Annotated in this window: 20 protein-coding genes; 10 read left to right on the forward strand and 10 right to left on the reverse strand. The window is 65.2% G+C overall.

What is annotated here, in order from left to right; all coding sequences use genetic code 11:
• Window positions 1–2 precede the first annotated feature (2 nt).
• The 5 genes from NDI65_RS02620 to NDI65_RS02640 are packed head-to-tail and all read right to left on the reverse strand — an operon-like array spanning window position 3 to window position 4727.
• Window positions 3–1667, reverse strand: coding sequence for a type II/IV secretion system ATPase subunit (locus tag NDI65_RS02620; RefSeq protein WP_089778301.1), 1665 nt, complete (start codon window positions 1665–1667; stop codon window positions 3–5).
• Window positions 1668–2417, reverse strand: coding sequence for an ATPase domain-containing protein (locus tag NDI65_RS02625; RefSeq protein WP_042662089.1), 750 nt, complete (start codon window positions 2415–2417; stop codon window positions 1668–1670).
• Window positions 2414–2863 (reverse strand): CARDB domain-containing protein, encoded by a 450-nt coding sequence (locus NDI65_RS02630; protein WP_089778303.1) that lies wholly within the window; start codon window positions 2861–2863, stop codon window positions 2414–2416. Before NDI65_RS02630 ends, NDI65_RS02625 begins: the two co-directional genes overlap by 4 nt.
• Window positions 2864–3295 (reverse strand): fla cluster protein FlaF, encoded by a 432-nt coding sequence (locus NDI65_RS02635; protein WP_089778306.1) that lies wholly within the window; start codon window positions 3293–3295, stop codon window positions 2864–2866.
• On the reverse strand, window positions 3279–4727 hold the full coding sequence (locus tag NDI65_RS02640; RefSeq protein WP_310893454.1) for a flagella accessory protein C: 1449 nt from the start codon (window positions 4725–4727) through the stop codon (window positions 3279–3281). The genes NDI65_RS02635 and NDI65_RS02640 overlap by 17 nt, the downstream gene beginning before the upstream one ends.
• 295 nt (window positions 4728–5022) lie before the next feature.
• Between NDI65_RS02640 and NDI65_RS02645 the strand changes: the two genes are divergently transcribed.
• The gene (locus NDI65_RS02645; RefSeq protein ID WP_089778308.1) at window positions 5023–5763 is read left to right on the forward strand and encodes an ATPase domain-containing protein; all 741 of its coding nucleotides are present in this window, start codon (window positions 5023–5025) and stop codon (window positions 5761–5763) included.
• Between the two features lie 322 nt (window positions 5764–6085).
• Here the strand turns inward: NDI65_RS02645 and flgA2 are convergent, their stop codons facing one another.
• The 3 genes from flgA2 to NDI65_RS02660 all read right to left on the reverse strand — a co-directional run bounded on the left by flgA2 (window position 6086) and on the right by NDI65_RS02660 (window position 7952).
• A complete protein-coding gene (gene flgA2 / locus NDI65_RS02650) occupies window positions 6086–6748 on the reverse strand; it encodes a flagellin A2 (RefSeq protein ID WP_089778310.1) in 663 nt (220 codons plus the stop codon).
• Between the two features lie 9 nt (window positions 6749–6757).
• Window positions 6758–7399, reverse strand: coding sequence for a flagellin A1 (flgA1, locus tag NDI65_RS02655; protein ID WP_042662084.1), 642 nt, complete (start codon window positions 7397–7399; stop codon window positions 6758–6760).
• A gap of 214 nt (window positions 7400–7613) precedes the next feature.
• The gene (locus NDI65_RS02660; protein ID WP_004043733.1) at window positions 7614–7952 is read right to left on the reverse strand and encodes a helix-turn-helix domain-containing protein; all 339 of its coding nucleotides are present in this window, start codon (window positions 7950–7952) and stop codon (window positions 7614–7616) included.
• Between the two features lie 132 nt (window positions 7953–8084).
• On the opposite strand from NDI65_RS02660, the gene NDI65_RS02665 reads away from it, so the two are divergent.
• The 6 genes from NDI65_RS02665 to NDI65_RS02690 all read left to right on the forward strand — a co-directional run bounded on the left by NDI65_RS02665 (window position 8085) and on the right by NDI65_RS02690 (window position 13021).
• Window positions 8085–8735: a hypothetical protein gene (locus NDI65_RS02665; protein WP_042662083.1), complete on the forward strand. Its 651-nt coding sequence runs from the start codon at window positions 8085–8087 to the stop codon at window positions 8733–8735.
• 139 nt (window positions 8736–8874) lie between these two features.
• The gene (cheY, locus tag NDI65_RS02670) at window positions 8875–9243 is read left to right on the forward strand and encodes a chemotaxis protein CheY (RefSeq protein ID WP_004043735.1); all 369 of its coding nucleotides are present in this window, start codon (window positions 8875–8877) and stop codon (window positions 9241–9243) included.
• Entirely contained in the window at window positions 9240–10427 is a 1188-nt protein-coding gene (locus tag NDI65_RS02675) for a chemotaxis protein CheC (protein WP_089778312.1), read from the forward strand. Before cheY ends, NDI65_RS02675 begins: the two co-directional genes overlap by 4 nt.
• A gap of 21 nt (window positions 10428–10448) precedes the next feature.
• On the forward strand, window positions 10449–10958 hold the full coding sequence (locus tag NDI65_RS02680) for a chemotaxis protein CheD (RefSeq protein WP_089778314.1): 510 nt from the start codon (window positions 10449–10451) through the stop codon (window positions 10956–10958).
• Window positions 10959–11263: 305 nt separating this feature from the next.
• On the forward strand, window positions 11264–11824 hold the full coding sequence (locus NDI65_RS02685) for a FlaD/FlaE family flagellar protein (protein WP_089778316.1): 561 nt from the start codon (window positions 11264–11266) through the stop codon (window positions 11822–11824).
• Window positions 11825–11926: 102 nt separating this feature from the next.
• Window positions 11927–13021 (forward strand): hypothetical protein, encoded by a 1095-nt coding sequence (locus NDI65_RS02690; RefSeq protein ID WP_310893387.1) that lies wholly within the window; start codon window positions 11927–11929, stop codon window positions 13019–13021.
• A gap of 425 nt (window positions 13022–13446) precedes the next feature.
• Here the strand turns inward: NDI65_RS02690 and NDI65_RS02695 are convergent, their stop codons facing one another.
• On the reverse strand, window positions 13447–15570 hold the full coding sequence (locus tag NDI65_RS02695; protein ID WP_089778320.1) for a histidine kinase N-terminal 7TM domain-containing protein: 2124 nt from the start codon (window positions 15568–15570) through the stop codon (window positions 13447–13449).
• 322 nt (window positions 15571–15892) lie between these two features.
• Between NDI65_RS02695 and NDI65_RS02700 the strand changes: the two genes are divergently transcribed.
• Window positions 15893–16348 carry a FlaD/FlaE family flagellar protein gene (locus NDI65_RS02700; RefSeq protein WP_089778322.1) on the forward strand — a complete coding sequence of 152 codons (456 nt, stop codon included), beginning with the start codon at window positions 15893–15895 and terminating at the stop codon, window positions 16346–16348.
• Window positions 16349–16372: 24 nt separating this feature from the next.
• Here NDI65_RS02700 and NDI65_RS02705 read toward each other — a convergent pair whose 3' ends face one another.
• On the reverse strand, window positions 16373–17515 hold the full coding sequence (locus tag NDI65_RS02705) for an acyl-CoA dehydrogenase family protein (protein ID WP_089778324.1): 1143 nt from the start codon (window positions 17513–17515) through the stop codon (window positions 16373–16375).
• A 153-nt stretch (window positions 17516–17668) separates the two neighbouring features.
• On the opposite strand from NDI65_RS02705, the gene NDI65_RS02710 reads away from it, so the two are divergent.
• Both NDI65_RS02710 and NDI65_RS02715 read left to right on the forward strand, forming a co-directional pair.
• A complete protein-coding gene (locus tag NDI65_RS02710) occupies window positions 17669–18106 on the forward strand; it encodes a universal stress protein (RefSeq protein ID WP_089778326.1) in 438 nt (145 codons plus the stop codon).
• Window positions 18107–18145: 39 nt separating this feature from the next.
• A complete protein-coding gene (locus NDI65_RS02715; protein ID WP_089778328.1) occupies window positions 18146–18943 on the forward strand; it encodes an RIO1 family regulatory kinase/ATPase in 798 nt (265 codons plus the stop codon).
• The last annotated feature ends 46 nt before the right edge of the window (window positions 18944–18989 follow it).

Consider the following 18989-nt stretch of genomic DNA (forward strand, 5'->3'; position numbering starts at 1 on the left):
CACTACACCCTCGCCATGTCGAACGGCAGTCCCTCGACGCCGTCGCGCTGGAAGTCCTCGATGAGTTCGTTCACCTCGTGGTAGCCGAGGACGTTCTCCTGAATCGCCCGGCGGACGAGTTCGGCGCGGAACTGGATGTCGTCGTATATCTTCCGCGTGTCGTCGTAGCCGAGGAGCGTCGCGACCTTCTGTTCCATGATGAAGGAGTTGTTCATCCCCTGGAAGACGATCTCGTCTTGGACGGGGTCCCAGTAGAACGCCTCGCGGGTGACGACGCCGCCCATCTCCTTCGAGTAGCCCTCGATTTCCTGGACGCTCGTCACCCGACGGAGGATGTCGTTGCCCCGGCGGACGCGGTTCTGGAACAGCGCGATGTCGCAGTTGTCCATGAACGTCTCGGGGACGTTGATTGGGTCGCCGGTAAAGCGCTGAATCATCGAGACGATGTCGGAGGCGTGGAACGTCAGCATCACCGGGTGGCCGGTCTGAGCCGCCTGGAACGCCATGCGGCCCTCCTCGCCACGGACCTCCCCCACGATGATGTAGTCGGGGCGAGAGCGGAGCGCGGCCGCGACGAGGTCGAACATGTCGACTTCGGAGTCGGAACCGCGGCCCTCCCGGGTGAGCAGTTGCTGCCACGTGTCGTGCGGCGGAAGCACCTCGGCGGTGTCCTCCGCCGTGTAAATCTTCGAGTCCTGCGGGATGAACGAGAGGATGGCGTTGAGCGTCGTCGTCTTGCCCGACGCCGTCTCGCCGACCACGAAGATGGTTCGTTCGTTCTCCAGCGCGATCCAGAGGTACGCGGCCAACTCGGGCGACAGCGTTCCCCACTTGGCGATTTGGAACACCGAAAGCGGCACGTCGTCGCCCTGACGGATGGTGAGCGACGACCCCTTCAGGGACACGTCGTCGGAGTAGATGATGTTGATACGCGAGCCGTCGGGGAGCGTGGAGTCGACGATGGGGTGGGCGTCGGAGACGGGGTCGCCGATGCGTTCGCCCATGTTGCGGAGCCAGTTGTCGAACTGCTCGGTGTCGTCGAACTCGACGCTCGTCTCCAACAGCCCGAAGGTCCCGTGGTCGACGTCGACCTGACTGGGACCGATAACGTGAATGTCCTCGTTCTCCGGGTCGCGCATGATGGGTTCGAGCGGGCCGAGGCCGACGATGTCGCGGACGAGCCGGTACTGAATCTTGTCGTAGGTCGTCTGAGAGACCTCGATGCCGGCCACGTCGAGTCGTTTCGCCACCGAGCCGAGCGGTCCCCGGTCGTCGCCCTCGATGTGGACGATTTCGGACAGCAGTTCCTCGATGCGCTCTTCGTAGTCGGCGCTCTCCTCGGGTGCCGGCTTCGAGACGCTTCGTTCGAGCAGTTTGTCCTTGACCCGAGCGAACACGTCGAGTTCGTCGTCGTCCATCTCGGGTTCGATGGTGTAGTACTTCGTCGTCTCGCCGAAGTTGCCGTATATCTGGCAGAACACGGGGCCGCCCAGCGGGTAGATGATGTTCGGACGCCGGGACTCGTAGTCGCCCGGCTCGTCGACGAGCATCGGGAACTCGCCTGTGATCTGTCGGAACCGCTTGAGGTGGTCCCGGAGGTGCGGCCACTGCATCGCGAGGCGCTTGAGATCGTCCGACAGCCTGGCGGAGCCGTGTTCGGTCGCCATCTACGCCACGCTCCTCGACTCGATGACGAGCCCGATACCCGACCGGACCGAGAAGCCGACGCGGTCGCCGACCTGCTGGCCCATCCCCGCAAAGCGCTTCACGAAGATGTTCCGCCGAACGTCGTTTCCGACCTCCACCATCTCCAGTTCGAAGTAGACGTCGGCGATAGAGCGGAACGGACCGATGGAGCCCTCGTCGACCGACGACGGGTCGACGGTGATGATGATGGTCTTGCCCTTCGTCGTCAGCTCGCGGAAAAACGAGATGATTTCGAGGGCGGCCTGCCGCTCGTCGTTCTGCCGGACCAGCGCCTCGAACTGCGGGTCGTTGCGCAGGATGGCGTCGAACGTGTCGATGATGATGACGTCGGCGTCCCAGAGCGTCTCGGCGTCCATCAGCCGCCGGAGGAGCTGTTTGCGCTCCTCCTGGCTGCTGCCGCCGGAGAGCGCGCCGCTGCTGTCGATTTCGGCCTGGAGAAACAGGATCTGCTCGTCGAGCAGATGCTTGACGATATCGTACGAAAGCGAGTGCATCTGGTCGAGGAAGCCGCGGACGCCCAGCTCGGTCGAGACGAGCGTCACCACCGTTTCCTCGTCGCAGAAGCCGTAGCTGAACCGCTGCGACAACACGCTTTTACCGGCGCCGTAGTCCCCTTCGATGAGGACGATGGCACCCTTTGGGATGCCGCCGCCGAGTTCCTTTTCGAGACGGTCGTGCCCGGATAGCCCGAGAGAGAATTGACTGCTCATGGTACGCGGAATTCGAACACCTCTTCGTCACCGTGGACGACGACGGTCATCCGGTAGTCGCCCGAGGTCAACGCGATGTCCGTCACCGTGAGTTCGACGACGTTGCTCGGCCGCCACTCGGTGCCGTCGACGACGCTCACCGTGACGTTGGTCTGATACTGTCCACCGACGATGATGTCGAAGCCGCCGCTGGTCGCCGGCAGCGTCCGGAGACCGGTGTTTTTGACGTACACCGAGAGTGTGTCGCTCGCGCCGTCGTAGACGCCCGCCTCCGGGTCGCTTATGACTTCGATGTCGGTTCTGATCTCCGTGCTCACGTCGCCGCCGCGCTCGTCGACCGAACTGCTGATTCCGGTCACGGTGTCGATGAGGACGCCCGAGACGCCGGCGGCGACGACGATACTGGCGATAAACAGGATGAGGCTCGGAACGGAGATATCGGCCATCTAGCTCACCACCTCCGTCGCGGCGACGCCGCTTCCGGTGACGACCTTCACCCGTGCGGGCGTGGGGTCGGCGTCGACCACGAGGCTGAGGTTCTCGCCGGCGTACCAGAGGTCGGTCGCGGCGTCGCCGTCGACGGTCGCGTTGGCCGACGGCACGTCGACGTAGGCGTTGTCGACGAGCAGGGTGGTCTCGCTCACCGACAGCGTCTCCGAGCCGACGTTCGTCAGGTTCACGGTGAGATTGCCCGCGTCGTAGCTCGCGTTCGTGACTTCGATGTCCGTGTTCGTCCGTTCGAGCGCCCGCTCCGCGTCGGCGTCCTGCGCTTCGAGCACGTTCTCCGACGCGTTGGACGCCGCTGTGTACAGCGTCCCCGTGGCGATGAGGACGCCGAGGAAGATGATGGCAGTCGAGCCGCTAACACCGAATCCCATCGAATCTCCCCCCGTAGGCGACCAGTTCCTCGTACAGCTGTCCCCGCGGAACGTCCTCCGCGAGTCGACAGACGTACGCGAGGCTCGTCTGGTGGTCGTCGATGCGGAGTTCGTGGTCGTCGGCGTCCTCGACCGACGGCGCTATCTGCCCGACGTGGGCGTTCAGCTCGCTCTCGACGGCGCGCGATATCCAGTCCTGCTCCCGATACTGGCGGAGCGCGCGCGACGCGCCGAGCGCGCCGCCGACGGAGACGAGGTGTTCGGCCCATTCGAGCACGAGCACCTCGGAGACGTAGTTCGACGGGAGCCCCGTCAAGTAGGCGTCCGACGCTTCGACCGACGCGGCCGGCTCGGGTTCGACGGCCGCCTCGTCCTCGTCGTCCGACGGCTCGTCTTTGGCCACCGCCGCGGTGGCGTACTCGGCCTCCAGTTCGTCGAGCGTCTTGCGGACGTCGCCGTCGGCGTCTTCGACTTCGGAACCGACGTCGAGCGGTTCGTCGGCCGGGTCGTCGTCCTCTTCCTCGCCGTCGTCTACCTCGGAATCGAGCGGGTCGAGGTCGTCGACTGCCCCGTCTTCGCTCTCGTCTTCGAGGCCGTCGAGCTCGTCATCGATTTCGTCGTCGAGTTCGTCGTCGAGTTCGTCGTCGAGTTCGTCGAGTTCGTCGTCGAGGTCCGCCTCCGCGTCGTCCTCGTCGTCCCAGCCGCCGCCGTCCTCGTACTGCTCTTTGAGGTCGTCGAAGCTCGCGCCGCCCGCGCCGCCCGAGTCGTCGGCCTCGTCGTCCTCGTCGTCGCCCTCGTCGAGGGCGTCAGCGGGGCTCTCGCGCTCCGCCTCCACGAGTTCGTCTTCGGCGGCGAGTTCCGCTTCCTTCGCGCCCTCCTCGGCGTCGAGTTCGCCGAAGTCGTCGTCGAAGAACGACTCGGCGTCGGCGTTCGCCACCTCGGGGTCGAGGTGCTCTTCGTCCTCGGCTTCCGCCTCGAAGAGTCCGAACGAACCGCCGCCGTCGAGGCCGCCCATCTCGCGGGCGTCGTCGACGAACGGGTTGATGCCGCGGGTGACCATCTCGTAGATGTCGAGCAGTTTGCGAATCGTGTCGTCGAGCTCTTCGACGGTCTCACCGATCTGTTTGTTCTCTTCGCGGACGGTGTTCATCCCCGACGAGATGGCGCTTACTTCGTTCTCGAGTTCGCCGATGCGATCTTCGAGCTCTGCGAGTTCCTCGCTGTTGTCGTCGCCGAATCCGCCGAAATCGTCGTCGTCGAATCCGTCGTCGAGGTCGTCGCCGAAGTCACCAAACTCGTCGGAGAGGTCGTCGATTCCCTCCTCGAATCCAAGTCCATCGTCTGATGACATGTGTTGTCCTTCCGTCGTGTCGTCCCCGGCGTCGGCCGTGTCTTCGTCGTTCTGCCACTCCATCATGCTCGCAGCGAGCACCTCCACACCGTCTGCGGGGTTGCTCGTTGGAGCGACGGCCTGTCACCCGGCCGAGCGGCGGACCGGCCGGGGCGGTCCGACGGACTCGGGGGAGCAGGTAACATTGGTGCAAAGGTACGTAAGTCGGTACAAGAAAGTTCCCGTCCCGTTATCAGACCCGATATTTGAACGGTTCCGGGTTTCTCGCCGGAAAACGTGTAATAAAAGTCAGACGACGCCGTAGCGGCGGTAAGAAGAATTATCCGGCGTCGGCACGGAGGTTCCTCCGACAGCCAACACACGGTTTAACACAATCATGACAGAACTAGTCAAGACCGGTGTCGAAGGGCTCGATTCCATCCTGAACGGCGGTATCGTCAAGAACGCCGCGGTGCTCATAAGCGGCAATCCCGGGACGGGCAAGAGTATCCTCGGACTCCAGTATCTCTACAACGGCGTCGATCAGTTCGACGAGGGCGGTCTGTATCTCACCTTCGAAGAGACGGAAGACGACATCCGCGAGGCGGCCGAGTCAATCGGTTTCGACCGCTGGCACGAGTACGTCGAGTCCGGCGAGATCCAGGTCTACGACAAGCGGACGCTCCTCCGCGACGGTGACTTCTCGACGACGCTCGACCGCATCCTCGGCGACCTCCAGGACACCAACTACGACCGGCTCGTCCTCGACTCGCTGACGATGTTCCAGCTGTTTTTCGACGACGAGAAGGAACAGCGCCAGTACCTCTTGAAGTTCATCGACATCCTGAAGGACAGCGGTCTCACCTCGCTTCTGACCACCGAGCAGTCAGCCATCTTCCCCGAGACCGACATCGGCCTCGAAAACTTCCTGACCGACGGGAACATCTACCTCATCCAGAGTCCCGCGGGCGCGACGAGCAACCGCTACATCTGGGTGGCGAAGATGCGCAAGCAGAGCATTAAGAACTCGATGTTCCCGCTGGAAATCGCACAGGGCGGTATCAAGATATACGAGCAGGCGGCCGGGTTCTCGATGGTCGGCGAATCGCCGCCGTGGTTCGGCGAAGAGACCGAGTAACGGGTCGGACTCGACGGCTGGCGACTCCAGTCTCGGCGACGCTGTTCCTGTTTTGACGTCTGGCCGTTCAAACTCTCTTGCACACGAGAACGCGCCGCACTCGTCGACGTCGTTCGTGCCCGTCTCATCGACTACCGCCTCCTTCCAGTTCGTCTCTTCTCACCGCCGCGACCCGGCCGCGGCGGTTGCCCGTCGAATGGACGCGGCGTCCGCCGGTGTCACCCCGGCCGAGTTGTGCCGTGGACCCGCGTACTTCGGACAAACGACAGCGCCGCCGCTCGGGAGTCGGCGTCGCTAAAATAGAAGGAAAGCTAGGGCCGGATTACAGTTCGACGGGTTCGCTCTGCGTCTTGCCGGCGAGTTGCTGGGGCATCGTCAGGATGACCTGCGTCGTCCCGCCCGTGCGGGAGGTGATTTCGAGGCTGACCTGCTCGCCCGTCGAGAGGCCGCCGACGAGGTCGTCGTCGTTATTGTTACTGTCTTCGATTGCGGCCGTGTCGATGGTGACCTCGTAGCGGTCGTTCATGCTGTTGAGGACGCCGAACGAGCCGTCGTCGTCGGTGACCTTGGTGAGACCGAACTCGTCGCTGTCTGCGACGCCGGCCGCGGAGTCGTTCGTCGCGGAGTTGTCCCCGGTCGTCACCGTCTGGTTGGTCAGGGTGACGACGCTGTCGCCGCTGAGGTACTTGATGGAGGTCTCGTTCATGTCCACCGCGTCGGAACCGGCGGCGAGGCGAACGGTGAGCGTGATGTTGTCGATGTCCTCTTCGCCGCCGACCGTGCCGTGCGTGTTGAGGACTTCGACGCGGTTGGTGACCTTGTTCACGGACTGCTGTCCGGCGTCCTCGGCGGTGGCTTGCAGGAAGCCAGCCGTGTTCACGAGGACGCCCGCCGCGATTGCGGCGACCAGAACCATCGCGATGAAGACGATGAGAGTCCCGATACCGACCTGACCGCGGTCGTCGTCAGTAATGTTATCGAACATGTGAATCTCCTATAGTGCGATGGGGTCGTTGTTGTCCTTGCCGGCGAGCTGCTGGGGCATCGTCAGGATGACCTGCGTCGTGCCACCGTTGCGGCTGGTGATGTCGAGCTTGACGGTCTGGCCCGTGGCCGTCCCGTTGGCGGCGGCACCTTCGACCGTGGAGGTGTTGATGATGATCTCCGCGCGGTCGGACTGCTCGTTGAGGACCTCGAAGGAGCCGTCACCGTCTTCGAGAACGCCCGCCGTGAAGTTGTCCCCGGTCGTCAGGTTGGCGGCGTCCCCTTGGTCGTTGGCGTCGTTGGTGTCGTTGTAGGTGAGGGTCCGTGCGGTCGTCTCACTCAGGTACTTCACCGTCGTGTCTTCGAGAGAGACACTCCCAGAGCCGGCCGCGAGCCGGACCGTCAGGAAGACTTGGTCAACGGTTCGTTCCTCACCGGTCTGGTTGACCAGCCCGTGGGCGTTGACGACGTCGACGCGGTTGGTGACCTTGTTCACAGATTGCTGTCCGGCGTCCTCGGCGGTGGCTTGCAGGAAGCCAGCCGTGTTCACGAGGACGCCCGCCGCGATTGCGGCGACCAGAACCATCGCGATGAAGACGATGAGGGTCCCGATACCGACCTGACCCCGGTCTTCGTTGATGTTTTCGAACATGAATTTCGTGGGTTTGGTCCCACGCTCGGTGGGGAGCGGGGAACCGTCACTCGTCAACTTGGAGAGGGCCTACATAACGCTACGGCCCTCAATATCAAGACTGATACCGAACGTTCGGTACGTCGATAGGTAAGATACTTCGCACGCTCACGCGAGCCACTAATCGGCGCTCGTCTCAGAAAACGTAGGAGAAAAGACCGGAGCCGGAGCAGGTTCAGTCCTGCGTAATCTTCCGCCACACGTCGTCGAGTTTGTTCTTCACCTCCGGGCGTTCGGTCACGCTGACGGTGTAGTCGTCGCCCTCGAATCGAACGACGATCTCGTCGACTTCGCGGCGGTAGACGTTCGTCCGTCGGTGCTCGTCGGAGAGAACCCGGTCGTGCAGTTCGAGGAGGCCCGCTGCCGTCAGTTCCTCGATCCGGCGATAACAGGTCGCAATGGGGATGTCCAACATCTCGCTGAACTCCTGTGCCGAGTGGGGTTCGTCCGCGGCACGGAGGATATCCGGGTTGTATTCGTTCCCCAGCGCTGAGAGGGTCCTGTCAGACTCCATAGATAGAGATTCATCAGAACGCGCTGCTTGTCAATGTGTTGGTTGTCTATCTGCCACGTTCTCAGTCGTAGTAGTGAGTCTATCACGCGCGCCGACGATGGGATTATATGCCACGGCACCGAGCATCCGCCGATGGACGACGAGGACGAACGTCCTCCCACTCACCCAGAGGAACAGGGGGTCGTCGGGACGGACGAACTCGATATCAGTCGCGACGAGCACGTCGCGGCGCTCGACACGGGCCGGTACGTCATCTCGACGGGGGAAAACAGGCCGCCAGCGCCGGTCGACGACGCGGCCGGCAACGAGAGTGACCCCTCCGAATCGGACGGGACCGCAGACCCCGATTCGGAGGCGGCTGGTGAGGGCGACGGCAATACCGGCGCACCCGAACTCGTCCTCCCGAAAGACCCGAAAAAGCGGGCCGTGCTCGCCCGCCGCTTGCTCGCCGAGCGCGTCGGGGCGGTCCGCGCGAATCACGCGCTCGTCACTACCGCGCTCGTCGACGGCGAGGTCACCCGACACGAGACCGTCTCCGACGACGTGACCGAAGTCGTCCACTCGTTTCTCACGTGGTACGCCGAGGCCGTCGGGAGCGCCGACACGCCGACCGACGAGGTGCTCGGCATCCTGCTTTTAGCCTCGGAGGTGCAGGTCACCTACCCCGGCCGGGCCGTCGAGGCGCTCGCGGCCGCGAACGGACTCGACCGCGACGACAGTATCGGCGACCTCCTCGACGCCGTCGAAGAAACCGGCGCTTCGTTCCCGCCACGTCGGCGCTGACGACGGCGACCGCCCTCTGAGCGCTCTCCGAGAATCGGCGTCGACGCGTCGTGAGGCGGTCTGGCGTGCTCCCGATGACGTATCATCCTTGATAATGGGGAGGAAGGGTTTATGGTGTGATTTTCGGAAATCTGGAGGTATGGCAAGCAAGGTACTGGTCGTGGACGACTCCGCGTTCATGCGGAATCTCCTCAAACAGCTCCTAGAGGGTGAACACGAAGTCGTCGGCGAGGCCGAAAACGGGGTCGAAGCGGTGGAACTCTACCGCGAACTCGAACCCGATGTCGTCACGATGGACGTCGTGATGCCGATTCGAAACGGCATCGAAGCGACGTCCGAAATCAAGTCGCTCGACGCCGGCGCATCGGTCATCATGTGCACGTCGGTCGGACAGGAAGAGAAGATGCGCGAAGCGGTCGAGGCGGGGGCCGACGGCTACATCACGAAACCGTTCCAGAAGCCGAACGTGCTCCAAGCCATCGCCGACGTGATTCAGGCAGAGGCATGAATCTCGACGTCCGGTCGCTTCGCACGTTCAGTCGGCTCGCCCACTCGGGCGCGGAGAAAGCCGCGGGCTCTCTGACCACACTCGCGGGCATCGACACGTACGTCAACGTCACCAAGGTCGAGCTCGGGACGAAGTCGGACGTCGAAAGCGAGTTCGCCGAACGCGACCTCGTGAGCGTCCACATCGGCTTTTCGGGCGGCTTGGACGGCCACACCGTGTTGGCGTTCTCGCCCGAGTCCGCAGAGCGGTTGGTCGACGCGTTGATGCCGGGCATCGACGCCACCGACGCCGACGGCGAACTCGCCGAGAGCAGCCTGAAGGAGGTCGCGAACATCATGCTCGGCGGCTTCATCGACGGCTGGGCCGACTACCTCGACACCACCGTCGACATCACGACGCCGACCTACGTCGACGACGAGAACGACGGCCCGCTCGACCACGTCGACGCCGAGGGGTTCGAAAACGGCGGCGACGACGAGCACGTCCTCGTCTTCCGCAACCAGTTGGAGGCCGCGGACAACGCCATCGAGTTCGACCTGTACATGGTGCCGACCGCCTCGTCCATCGGGACCATCGTCGAGGCGAGCGGCGACGACGGCGCGCTCCCGGTCGAGTCGTTCGCCGCCTTCTCCGAGATGATAAACGACGGCGCGAATCAGGCCTCGGAGGACATCACGGCGATGACGGGTATCGACACGACCGTCGAGGTGAGCCGGCTGAGCTTCGTCCCCATCGAGGGGGTGCCGATGTCGTTGACTGACGCGGTCCGACGCGGCGTCGTCTTGGAGTTCAGCGGAACGCCGAGCGGCTACATCGCCATCCTCTTCGACGAGCCGTCGGCCGAGAACATCGCCAGCAGCCTCCTGCCGGGCATGGAGGGCGACGAGGCGATGCGTCAGAGCGCGATTCAGGAGATCGGGAACATCACCACCTCCGGCTTCCTCGACGGCTGGGCCAACGCGCTCGAAACGACTATCGACATCTCGCCGCCGAAGCACGTCCACGACATCGGGTCGGCCATCATCGACCCGCTCGCGACAGACCTCGCGCAGTCCCAAGAGTACGCGTTCCTCATCGACTCGACCATCCGAACGGACGACGACGAGTTCACCTGCGACATCTACGCGCTCCCCGACGAGACGGAGCTTCGAAAGGCGCTCAGGAAGCTCTCACCCGCCGCGTGAACCCTCCGTAGAGGTATCTCAATGCAAGTGTACACCACGGACACACCCGCGGCCCGCTCCGGTCGAATCAAGGTCGGAATCGCCGATTTCGCCGTCTCCAGCGACGAGAGCACGCTGACGACGAGCGGCCTCGGCTCCTGTATCGGCGTCGCGCTGTACGACCCCGAGACGGGCATCTCCGGTCTCGCACACGCCATGCTCCCGGAGGCGGACGACGGCAGCGAGCCGGCGAAGTTCGTCGACACCGGCGTCGAACTCCTGCTCGCCGAGATGCAGGCAGTCGGCGCGGACATCGACCGAATCGTCGCCAAAATCGCCGGGGGAAGCACCATGTTCGACTTCACTTCGGCCGACGGCGACGGCAGTATCGGCGACCGAAACGTCGCAGCGACGCGAACGACGCTCGACGGGTTCGGCATCGACGTCGTCGCCGAGGACGTCGGCGGCTCCCACGGCCGCTCGTTGGAGCTCGACAGCGAGACCGGCGACCTCCGCGTGCGGAGCGCGAAAAGCGGTACCCACGTCCTCTGAGTGGGCCTCTCTCTTCTCGACGCGGTTGTGCCGAAACCGTATCCCGCAGGTCGCGTCAAAACCGTGCCCCGAATCCACGTGGGCGACCGGTGACACCGAGGCCGGGCGAGGACGACGGATTTCGAACTCCGGGACAGTTTGATATCACCGTTGATAATGGCTCGAATAGATTTATGTCGCCTCCTTCGAATGCTTTCACCGAAACGGTACGACAACGCGTGTGACACACCGGACAGCGCCCCGCGCTCTCCGCCGCCCTGAGTCGGGGAACTCGGGGGTCGTGCCGTCTTGAACGAGGTGACCCTATGTACTTGGACCCGGACGAATACGACCCAGACGAACTCCGACGTATCGCGCGCGACGCTCCACGGCCCAGACGGAACGGCGACGGCAGATTCGACGATAGCCGGTACGACGACGGCCGGTTCGACGATAGCCGGTACGACGACGGCCGGTTCGACGACCGGGGACCGTTCCGGTTCGACAACCCGCTTTTCGACCGGAGCCGACAGGAAGCGTCCGAGGCGCTTCGGTCGAGCCAACTCGAACACCTGCTCGTCCACCAGTCCCGCGGCGAGGAAGACGGCGTCGAAAAGCCGTATCTCCGCTCGCTGCCTGACAAGTACGGCGCGGAGCGCGTCGTCTTCGACTGGCTGGAGTTCCTCGTCCTCAAAGGCGGGTTCAAGCGGGCGATGGACGCCCTCCGGTACTACCAGACGGTCGACTGGCTCACGCCGGGCGTCGAGGAGACGCTCCGTGACTACCTCCTCGGCTTCTCCGCCGACGTCGACGAACCGGCCGACCTCGACGTCGACGACCACCTGTTGAGCCTGGTCTACGTCGCCCGTCTCTCCTCGATGGTGTGACGCCGACCGCCGGGTCTCGAAAACGGTCTCTCCTTGCGACAACCGAGTGTATCCCATGACTGCGCGAATCACCCCGCCGAGTCCGAATCGAGTTGATACCGTATGACGAACGACGCGGCCGCGGCCAACGGCGCTGACGCGGCGCGCGAGCCCGGCGAGGGCGGCGTGCCGACGGCCATCGGCGTCAAGTTCGGGAGCGCCCGGACGGCGCTCGTCTTCGACGACGGCGACGCGGAGTCGACGGTTTGCCTCCCTTCGTGTCTGGCCGACGACGACGAAAGCGACGTCGCGCTCAGCGGCGACGAGCGCGTCCGCTGCGACGAGGCGGCGGTCCGACGGGCTCCCGAACGAGGCGAGTTCATGCTCCGCTCGGGCGTGCCCGCGACCGCCCGCGACGCCGAGTTGTTCGAGCGGTTCGTCCGCGAACTCTGCGAGCGACACGACCTCCCCGCGGAGAGCGCCGTCGTGTACGCGATGCCGACCGTCGACGACAGGGTCGGCCTCGCGAACTTCGGGACCGCGGTCGGCGAATGCGGTCTCGGCGAGGCGCTCGCTCGCGGGGTTCCCGAATCGCTGTGCGCGTCGATTCCGCCGCTCGGCGACGGCATCGAGGCGGTCGACGAGGTCTTCGTCGCCGTCAACCTCGGTGCGACGAGCCTCGAAGCGTGCGCCTACCGACACGGAACGCGATTGCTCCCGTTCGTCTCCGCGGACGCGTCCGGCGACCGCGTCGACCGGCGCATCGCCGAGGCTGTCGAGGCCGAGACCGGCGGTCGCGCGACCATCGACCCCGTCACCGCCCGCGAGTACAAGGAGGGCCACGCCGACTTCGGCGGGTTCGAACCCTTCACCGACGCGGTCGAACACGGGAGCGAGAGCGCACACGAGTTCACCGTCGAACGAGGTGTGATGGAACCGCTCGACGACTACCTCGACGACGCGGTCGCCGAGCTCGGCGACTTCTTCTCGCGGTTGGCGAACGCGCACATGAAGACCTATCAGCTCGCTCGCGCCCGCCCGCTCGTCGTCTCCGGCGGGATGGCGTGCATCCCCGGACTGGTCGAGGAACTCGAATCGCGTCTCGCCGCGGAACTCGACCGCCCCGTCGACGTGGTCGCTCCCGACGACCCGGCGACCGCCGCGGCCGAGGGCGCACACAGGCTCGCGGTGCGACTCCGAGACCGGGACGCGGCCTGAACGGTCGGGAACCTCGTTTTTGCGCTGGCTTTGTTGCAGTCCGTAGAACCGACTAGAGCAGAGATGCACAGGGAGAGCGCGTTCGGCAACGCTTCGGAGAACTGGTGATCGAGTAAGGAGTCAATCGAGTCGCGACACCCAACTCTCACGGGGAACCCGACAGGAGTACAGTTGAAACCTTGAAATACTGACCGCCTACCGCGACTGTCCACCATCTAGATACGTGTGTGAAAGGTGAAGGAATTCCCCACCACCATGGAGAATACCCCACCTTCGTTCCCTTAACCGAGCGGACGTCTCGGTTAGGCAAGCCGGTGTTTTTTGTCAGAGGCACCCCGGCACCCGACAGTATTGGTCTATCGAAACAAAAACGGAGCGATTTATTCAGGATCGCCTCGGTCGTCCGCGGCCGCAATCCGGTCCAGTCAGTCCGTCTCTGACTCGCTCGTCACCGTGCCACCGTCGCCGACGGAGACCGCTCGGTCGGCGCTCCGGAGGCCGACGATTGCGACGGCCCCTCGCGGCTCGTTTTCCGCGAACCGGAGCCGACCGTTCGAGCGGTCGATTATCCACTGGACCAACCAGAGGCCGAGCCCGCTTATGTGCTGGAGCGGCGTCTCGGTTCCCGATTCGAGGACGGACAGTTCGGCGTCGGGGACGCCCGGTCCGTTGTCGGCGATTCGAATCTCGACGTAGTCGGTCGAGGGCTGACTCCGCTCGACGGTGACCGAGACCTCCGGGACGACGCGGTCGTTGTGTTCGAGCGCGTTGTCGATGAGGTGCTTGAGCGCCGACTCGATGAGGTCGTCCGCGGAGACCCACATCTCCTCGGGCAGGTTCCGATGGACGATGGCCTCGGGGTAGTCGGACTCGACGTCGTCCAACTGCGTCTCGATGCGCTCGACCACCTCGACGGGTTCGAGGCCGGACGACTCGCGGGTGAGCGTCGTGTCGATGTGCCGGGTCTGCTCGCCGAGTTCGACCAGCGACGACGCCTTCCGCTTTATCGTCCGAGCGTGGTCTTTCGACTCGGCGGGGATGCGTTCGTCGAGGAGGAGGTCGGCGTGGCCGAGGATGACGTTCATGTCGTTTCTGAGGTCGTGCCGGAGGACCCGGTTCAACACCCGGAGGCGCTGTTCGTAGCGATGCCGACTCGTCACGTCCCGCGAGTTCAACACGACGCCGCCGACGGCGGGGTCGTCGAGGAGGTCCACGCCCACCGTCTCGAACCGCCGCCACGAGCCGTTCTTGTGGCGGACTCTGAACTCCGCGCGCACGGGCGAATCGCCGGTGACGACCTCGTCGAGGGTGTCGGCGACCCGGTCTCTGTCTTTGGGGTGGACGAGGTCGAGCACCGACTCGCCGACGAGCGCCTCGGTCCGATAGCCGAGCACCTCCGTCACCGAGGGGCTCGTGTAGGTCCGTTCGCCGGCCTCGTCGAGGACGGTGATGACGTCCCGCGAGTTCTCGATGAGCGCGCGGAACTCCTCTTCGGTGCGGCGGCGCTCCGTCACGTCGTAGAAGAGGAGCAAGCGCGCCCGGTCGTTCGTCTGGCCGCCGAGGGACTCGGCGCGGACCTCGAAATACCGGCAGGCACCGCCGTCTTCGACGACCGCCTCGGCTCTGTCGCCGCCCTCCAACACCGCCCGAACCTCGGTCGGGACGCGGACGCTTTCGAGGACGGACTCGCCGATGCAGTCGGCGACCGGCCGCGCAAGCAGTTCCGAGGCGGCACCGTTCGATTCGACGATTCGGTCCTGTTCGTCGAGGACGACGACGGCGTCGCGCATCTCCGAGAGAATCGCGTCGCGGGCGATGGGCGTGATGTCGAACAGCTGGTGTCTGAAGAGCGCCCAGAGCACGACGACCGAGCTGACGCCGATAGAGACGGGGATCGGATTGATGCGGAACGGGAAGAAGAACTCGCCGCCGAGCGCGGCGAGAGGGATCACCCCGGCGACGAAGAGAAACCCGGCCTGTCGACGGTGGATGTTCGTGCTCTTGAGGTACGTCCGCGCGATGACGCTCACCCCGATGACGGCGACGCCGAACCCGTACACGGTGTGTGCGGCGAGAACGAGGTCCGGACCGAACGGACCGAGGAAGTCCGCGCCGGAGACGGTGAATCGGTCCGGTCGCGCGGCCCGCCAGAGGACGAGCGGCGACCCGAGCAGTCCGTGCGAGGCGTTCGTCAACTTGAGGGAGATAGCGACGGCGGGTTCGACGGCCAGAAAGCCGAGCATCCGCGAGGAGAGCAGTTGGTCCTCGCCGGCATAGACGAGCGTGAAGACGAGCCATATCGTCGGGAGCACGGCCGCGCCGGCCCACGCCAACTGCGCGTAGAACAGTTCGCTGGCCGGCGTCGTCGCGAGGAAGACGAAGCCGTACGCGGTCGCCCAGACGCTCCCGGTGAGCGTCAAGAGCGCAAAGGGGAGACGGACGCGCCGCGAGTAGAGTCGGAACCGACCGAGAACGACGAGCGTCACGACCCCGGCGAGGATGCCCGCGGCGAACAGCGCGTACGCGTGTGGGTACTCGACGCTGGTCATGAGGTGGTCGTGGCTCGCATCTGTGACTCTCTTGGAACTGTTCTTTCCGATGAGTGTCACATCGGATCGATATCAAACGTGTAGCCGGTTCGGAACTTAAGCGGTTCGCCCTGTCTATCAACGCTGATATCGGGCTGGTTCAAGTCGGATCGGCCGTATAAGTCCCGGTAGCGCACTGTCGTTCCACCTGCCACTCGCCCCCATCATCCGATTATCAGTCACCCAGTTCGGACGACTCGGTCGGCCCGCGGAACCACGGAACTGTCACGCGTCGGACGTTCGCCCGAACGCTTAATTCGGATGGACGCACACGCAGGGATAGATGCCGCGCGAGTCACGTCACCCCGCCGACGCCGACGACCCGACCGGGCCGAGGCCCCGTCGCGGGGCCGGCGACCGAACGTTCGACTGGGCGGACCCGCCGACGAACCGGACGTGGCGCGACGTGGCCCACGAGCGCCTCCTCGCAACGACCGCGGCGGTCACCTCGGACGGCGAGCCGTTCCTCGACGACGTTCCGCGGACCCCGCGGGCCGAGCGCGTGCTCCTCGACTGGTGTGTCCACCTGGTCGAGCGACTCGGCGGGCGCGGCGCGCTGGAGATGGCGTCGTACTACCGCGACATCGGCTGGATCGGCGACGGGGCCCACAACGCGATTCGCGAGCGCGTCGTCTCGTTTACCGTTCCCGCGGACTTCGAAGACGCGCCGACCGAAGAAGACCACGTCCGCAGTTTCTCGTACGTCGCCCGACTGTCGGCGATGGCCGACTCGGAGTGAGTCAGCGCCGGACTCGACGGCCGCTCAGAGGCCGAGTTCGCGGCCGATGATGAGATGTTGAATCTCGCTCGTCCCCTCGCCGATCTCCATGAGTTTCGCGTCGCGGTAGAACCGCTGGGGCGCGAAGTCGGTCGTGTAACCGTAACCGCCGAGCACCTGCACCGCGTCTTCCGCGACCTCGCGGGCGGCCTCCGAGGCGTCGAGTTTCGCCAGCGCGGACTCCCGGCTCACCCGCTCGCCGGCGTCGTACCGCGTCGCCGCCTTGTGGGTGAGCAGTCGCGCACGCTCGGTCTTGCGGTGCATCGAGACGAGTTTGTCGCGGATGGCGTCGAACTTCGCAATCGGCCGGTCGAACTGTTCGCGCTCTTGAGCGTACGATTTCGCGTGGCCGTACGCGCCCTCGGCGAGCCCGACCGAGAGCGCCGCGATGGAGATGCGGCCGCCGTCGAGGGTCTTCATCGTCTGTTTCCAGCCCTCGCCCTCCTCGCCGAGGAGGCGGTCCTCGGGCACCCAGCAGTCGTCGAAGGAGAGCTCGCAGGTCGGCGAGCAGTTGAGTCCCATCTTGTCCCACTCGGTCGTCACCTCGAAGCCGTCGTCGTTCTCGGGGTCGACGATGAACGTCGAGATGCCGTCGTAGCCCGCGCCGGGGTCCGTCACGGCCTTCACGAGGACCGAACCGGCGACGCTCGCGTTCGTGATGAACTGCTTCGTGCCGTCGATGACGTAGCCGTCGCCGTCCCGCTCTGCGACGGTGTCCATGTCGCTGGCGTCGCTCCCGGAGCCGGGCTCGGTGAGCGCCCAGCCGCCGAGGTGCTCGCCGGTCGAAAGCGGCGTGAGCCAGCGTTCCTTCTGCTCGTCGGTGCCGAACAGCTCGATGGGCTTCGACGCGAGGCTGACGTGGGCGGCGTACGACAGGCCGATACCGCCCGAGACGCGACCGAGTTCCTCGACGACGAGGGCGTACATCAACTGGTCGCCGCCGAGGCCGCCGTACGCCTCGTCGATGGGGACGCCCATCACGTCCAACTCGGCCAACTGGTCGAATATCTCCGCGGGGAACCGGTGTTCGTCCTCGATGTCCTGCGCGATGGGGGCGATTTCTTCCTCGCAGAACTCGCGGACGGTGTCCCGAATCATCCGGTGTTCGGCCGGGATGTCGAAGTCCATGCGGCAAACTATCGCCGTGCCGGACATAAACTAATCGAACGACCATGAAGGATATGTGGCCGTGGAGGCGAAAGCGGCGGCCCGCTCCGGGACGCTCCCACCGCGTGGGAATGGCCGGTCGGGTCTTTTTGCGCCGCGCTCCGAGACGCTCGTATGTACTCTCACATCCTCTTTCCGACCGACGGAAGCGACTGCGCGGACGCCGCCTTGGACCACGCCATCGAACACGCCCGCACCTACGACGCGACGCTCATGGCGCTCTACGTCGCGGACGTGCGCGAGGTCGGCTACGCCGCGCCCGCGCTCTCGCTCGAACGGGTCCGCGAGGCGCTCCTCGAAAGCGGCGAACAGGTGTTAAATCGCGTCGCCGAGCGGGCCCGCGAGGCCGGCGTCGAGGTCGAGACCGTCGTCAGCGAGGGCACGCCCGCGAGCGAGATTATCCGCCACGCCGACGAGCAGGAGGCCGACCTCGTGGTGATGGGGACCCACGGCCGGAGCGGCATCGACCGCTACCTCATCGGGAGCGTCGCCGAGCGCGTCGTCCGCGGCTCCGACGCGCCCGTGTTGACCGTCCGACAGGAGTCGGCGTAGGCCCACGAGGTTAAGCCGCCCCTCGTCTTACGGGGGTGCATGGACCTCCGTCGGCTCGTCCGCGGCCGCCTCGGGTGGCCGCGTCTGGAGACGGTCGCCCGCGAACTCGCCCGGCGATACGACCGCGACAGCCTCCACATCCGATTTCTTGAGGCGGACAACTGGCTTTCGACCCCGATGGTCGTCGACGACGAGTGGTTCGTGAAAGTCATCTCCAAACAGAACTCGCTCGTCCACGCCGTCTTCACCACCGGGCGGAACCTCGGCGCGTTCTCCAGCGGGACGGAGGGATTCTTCGGCCACTTCGGGACGCCGCTGGAGATGGCCGAACACGAACTCGAAGCCACGAAGCGACTCCGCGACATCGGCCTGCAAGCGCCCGCGCCGGTCGAGGCGTTCGAGGTGGACGGCCTCGGCGTGCTCGTCCTCGAATACCTGCCGAACTTCCACACCCTCGACACCGCCCCGCGGGAGGAGGTCGAACGGCTCGCGCCGGAGCTGTTCGCGGCGCTCGCGGAGATGCACGACAACCACCTCGCCCACGGCGACCTCAGAGCCGAGAACGTCCTCGTCCGCGAGGACGGCATCTACTTCATCGACGCGACGAACGTCAACGACGAGGGGATGCGCGACGCCCGCGCGTACGACCTCGCCTGCGGGCTGGCCGCGCTCGAACCGCTCGTCGGTCCCAAGCGGGCCGTCGCCGCGGCGCTCGACTCCTACGACGCGGACGCGCTGTTGGACGCCGTCGACTTCCTCGACTTCGTCAACATCCGGCCCGACCACGACTTCGACGCCGCGTCGCTCAAAGGCGAGATAGAAAAGCACGCGGCGTAGTCGTCGGGGCCCGCGAAAACAGAACGAAAAACGCCGGGACGCGGGG

This window comes from Haloferax sp. S2CR25 (assembly GCF_031624535.1).
Classification (GTDB): domain Archaea; phylum Halobacteriota; class Halobacteria; order Halobacteriales; family Haloferacaceae; genus Haloferax; species Haloferax massiliensis.

What these genes read in the sequence shown, in the direction of transcription:
- NDI65_RS02620 (WP_089778301.1), bottom strand. Translation starts at nt 1,667, where the DNA reads ATGGCGACCGAACACGGCTCCGCCAGGCTGTCGGACGATCTCAAGCGC.
- NDI65_RS02625 (WP_042662089.1), bottom strand. Translation starts at nt 2,417, where the DNA reads ATGAGCAGTCAATTCTCTCTCGGGCTATCCGGGCACGACCGTCTCGAA.
- NDI65_RS02630 (WP_089778303.1), bottom strand. Translation starts at nt 2,863, where the DNA reads ATGGCCGATATCTCCGTTCCGAGCCTCATCCTGTTTATCGCCAGTATC.
- NDI65_RS02635 (WP_089778306.1), bottom strand. Translation starts at nt 3,295, where the DNA reads ATGGGATTCGGTGTTAGCGGCTCGACTGCCATCATCTTCCTCGGCGTC.
- NDI65_RS02645 (WP_089778308.1), top strand. Translation starts at nt 5,023, where the DNA reads ATGACAGAACTAGTCAAGACCGGTGTCGAAGGGCTCGATTCCATCCTG.
- flgA2 (WP_089778310.1), bottom strand. Translation starts at nt 6,748, where the DNA reads ATGTTCGATAACATTACTGACGACGACCGCGGTCAGGTCGGTATCGGG.
- flgA1 (WP_042662084.1), bottom strand. Translation starts at nt 7,399, where the DNA reads ATGTTCGAAAACATCAACGAAGACCGGGGTCAGGTCGGTATCGGGACC.
- NDI65_RS02660 (WP_004043733.1), bottom strand. Translation starts at nt 7,952, where the DNA reads ATGGAGTCTGACAGGACCCTCTCAGCGCTGGGGAACGAATACAACCCG.
- NDI65_RS02665 (WP_042662083.1), top strand. Translation starts at nt 8,085, where the DNA reads ATGGACGACGAGGACGAACGTCCTCCCACTCACCCAGAGGAACAGGGG.
- cheY (WP_004043735.1), top strand. Translation starts at nt 8,875, where the DNA reads ATGGCAAGCAAGGTACTGGTCGTGGACGACTCCGCGTTCATGCGGAAT.
- NDI65_RS02675 (WP_089778312.1), top strand. Translation starts at nt 9,240, where the DNA reads ATGAATCTCGACGTCCGGTCGCTTCGCACGTTCAGTCGGCTCGCCCAC.
- NDI65_RS02680 (WP_089778314.1), top strand. Translation starts at nt 10,449, where the DNA reads ATGCAAGTGTACACCACGGACACACCCGCGGCCCGCTCCGGTCGAATC.
- NDI65_RS02685 (WP_089778316.1), top strand. Translation starts at nt 11,264, where the DNA reads ATGTACTTGGACCCGGACGAATACGACCCAGACGAACTCCGACGTATC.
- NDI65_RS02690 (WP_310893387.1), top strand. Translation starts at nt 11,927, where the DNA reads ATGACGAACGACGCGGCCGCGGCCAACGGCGCTGACGCGGCGCGCGAG.
- NDI65_RS02695 (WP_089778320.1), bottom strand. Translation starts at nt 15,570, where the DNA reads ATGACCAGCGTCGAGTACCCACACGCGTACGCGCTGTTCGCCGCGGGC.
- NDI65_RS02700 (WP_089778322.1), top strand. Translation starts at nt 15,893, where the DNA reads ATGCCGCGCGAGTCACGTCACCCCGCCGACGCCGACGACCCGACCGGG.
- NDI65_RS02705 (WP_089778324.1), bottom strand. Translation starts at nt 17,515, where the DNA reads ATGGACTTCGACATCCCGGCCGAACACCGGATGATTCGGGACACCGTC.
- NDI65_RS02710 (WP_089778326.1), top strand. Translation starts at nt 17,669, where the DNA reads ATGTACTCTCACATCCTCTTTCCGACCGACGGAAGCGACTGCGCGGAC.
- NDI65_RS02715 (WP_089778328.1), top strand. Translation starts at nt 18,146, where the DNA reads ATGGACCTCCGTCGGCTCGTCCGCGGCCGCCTCGGGTGGCCGCGTCTG.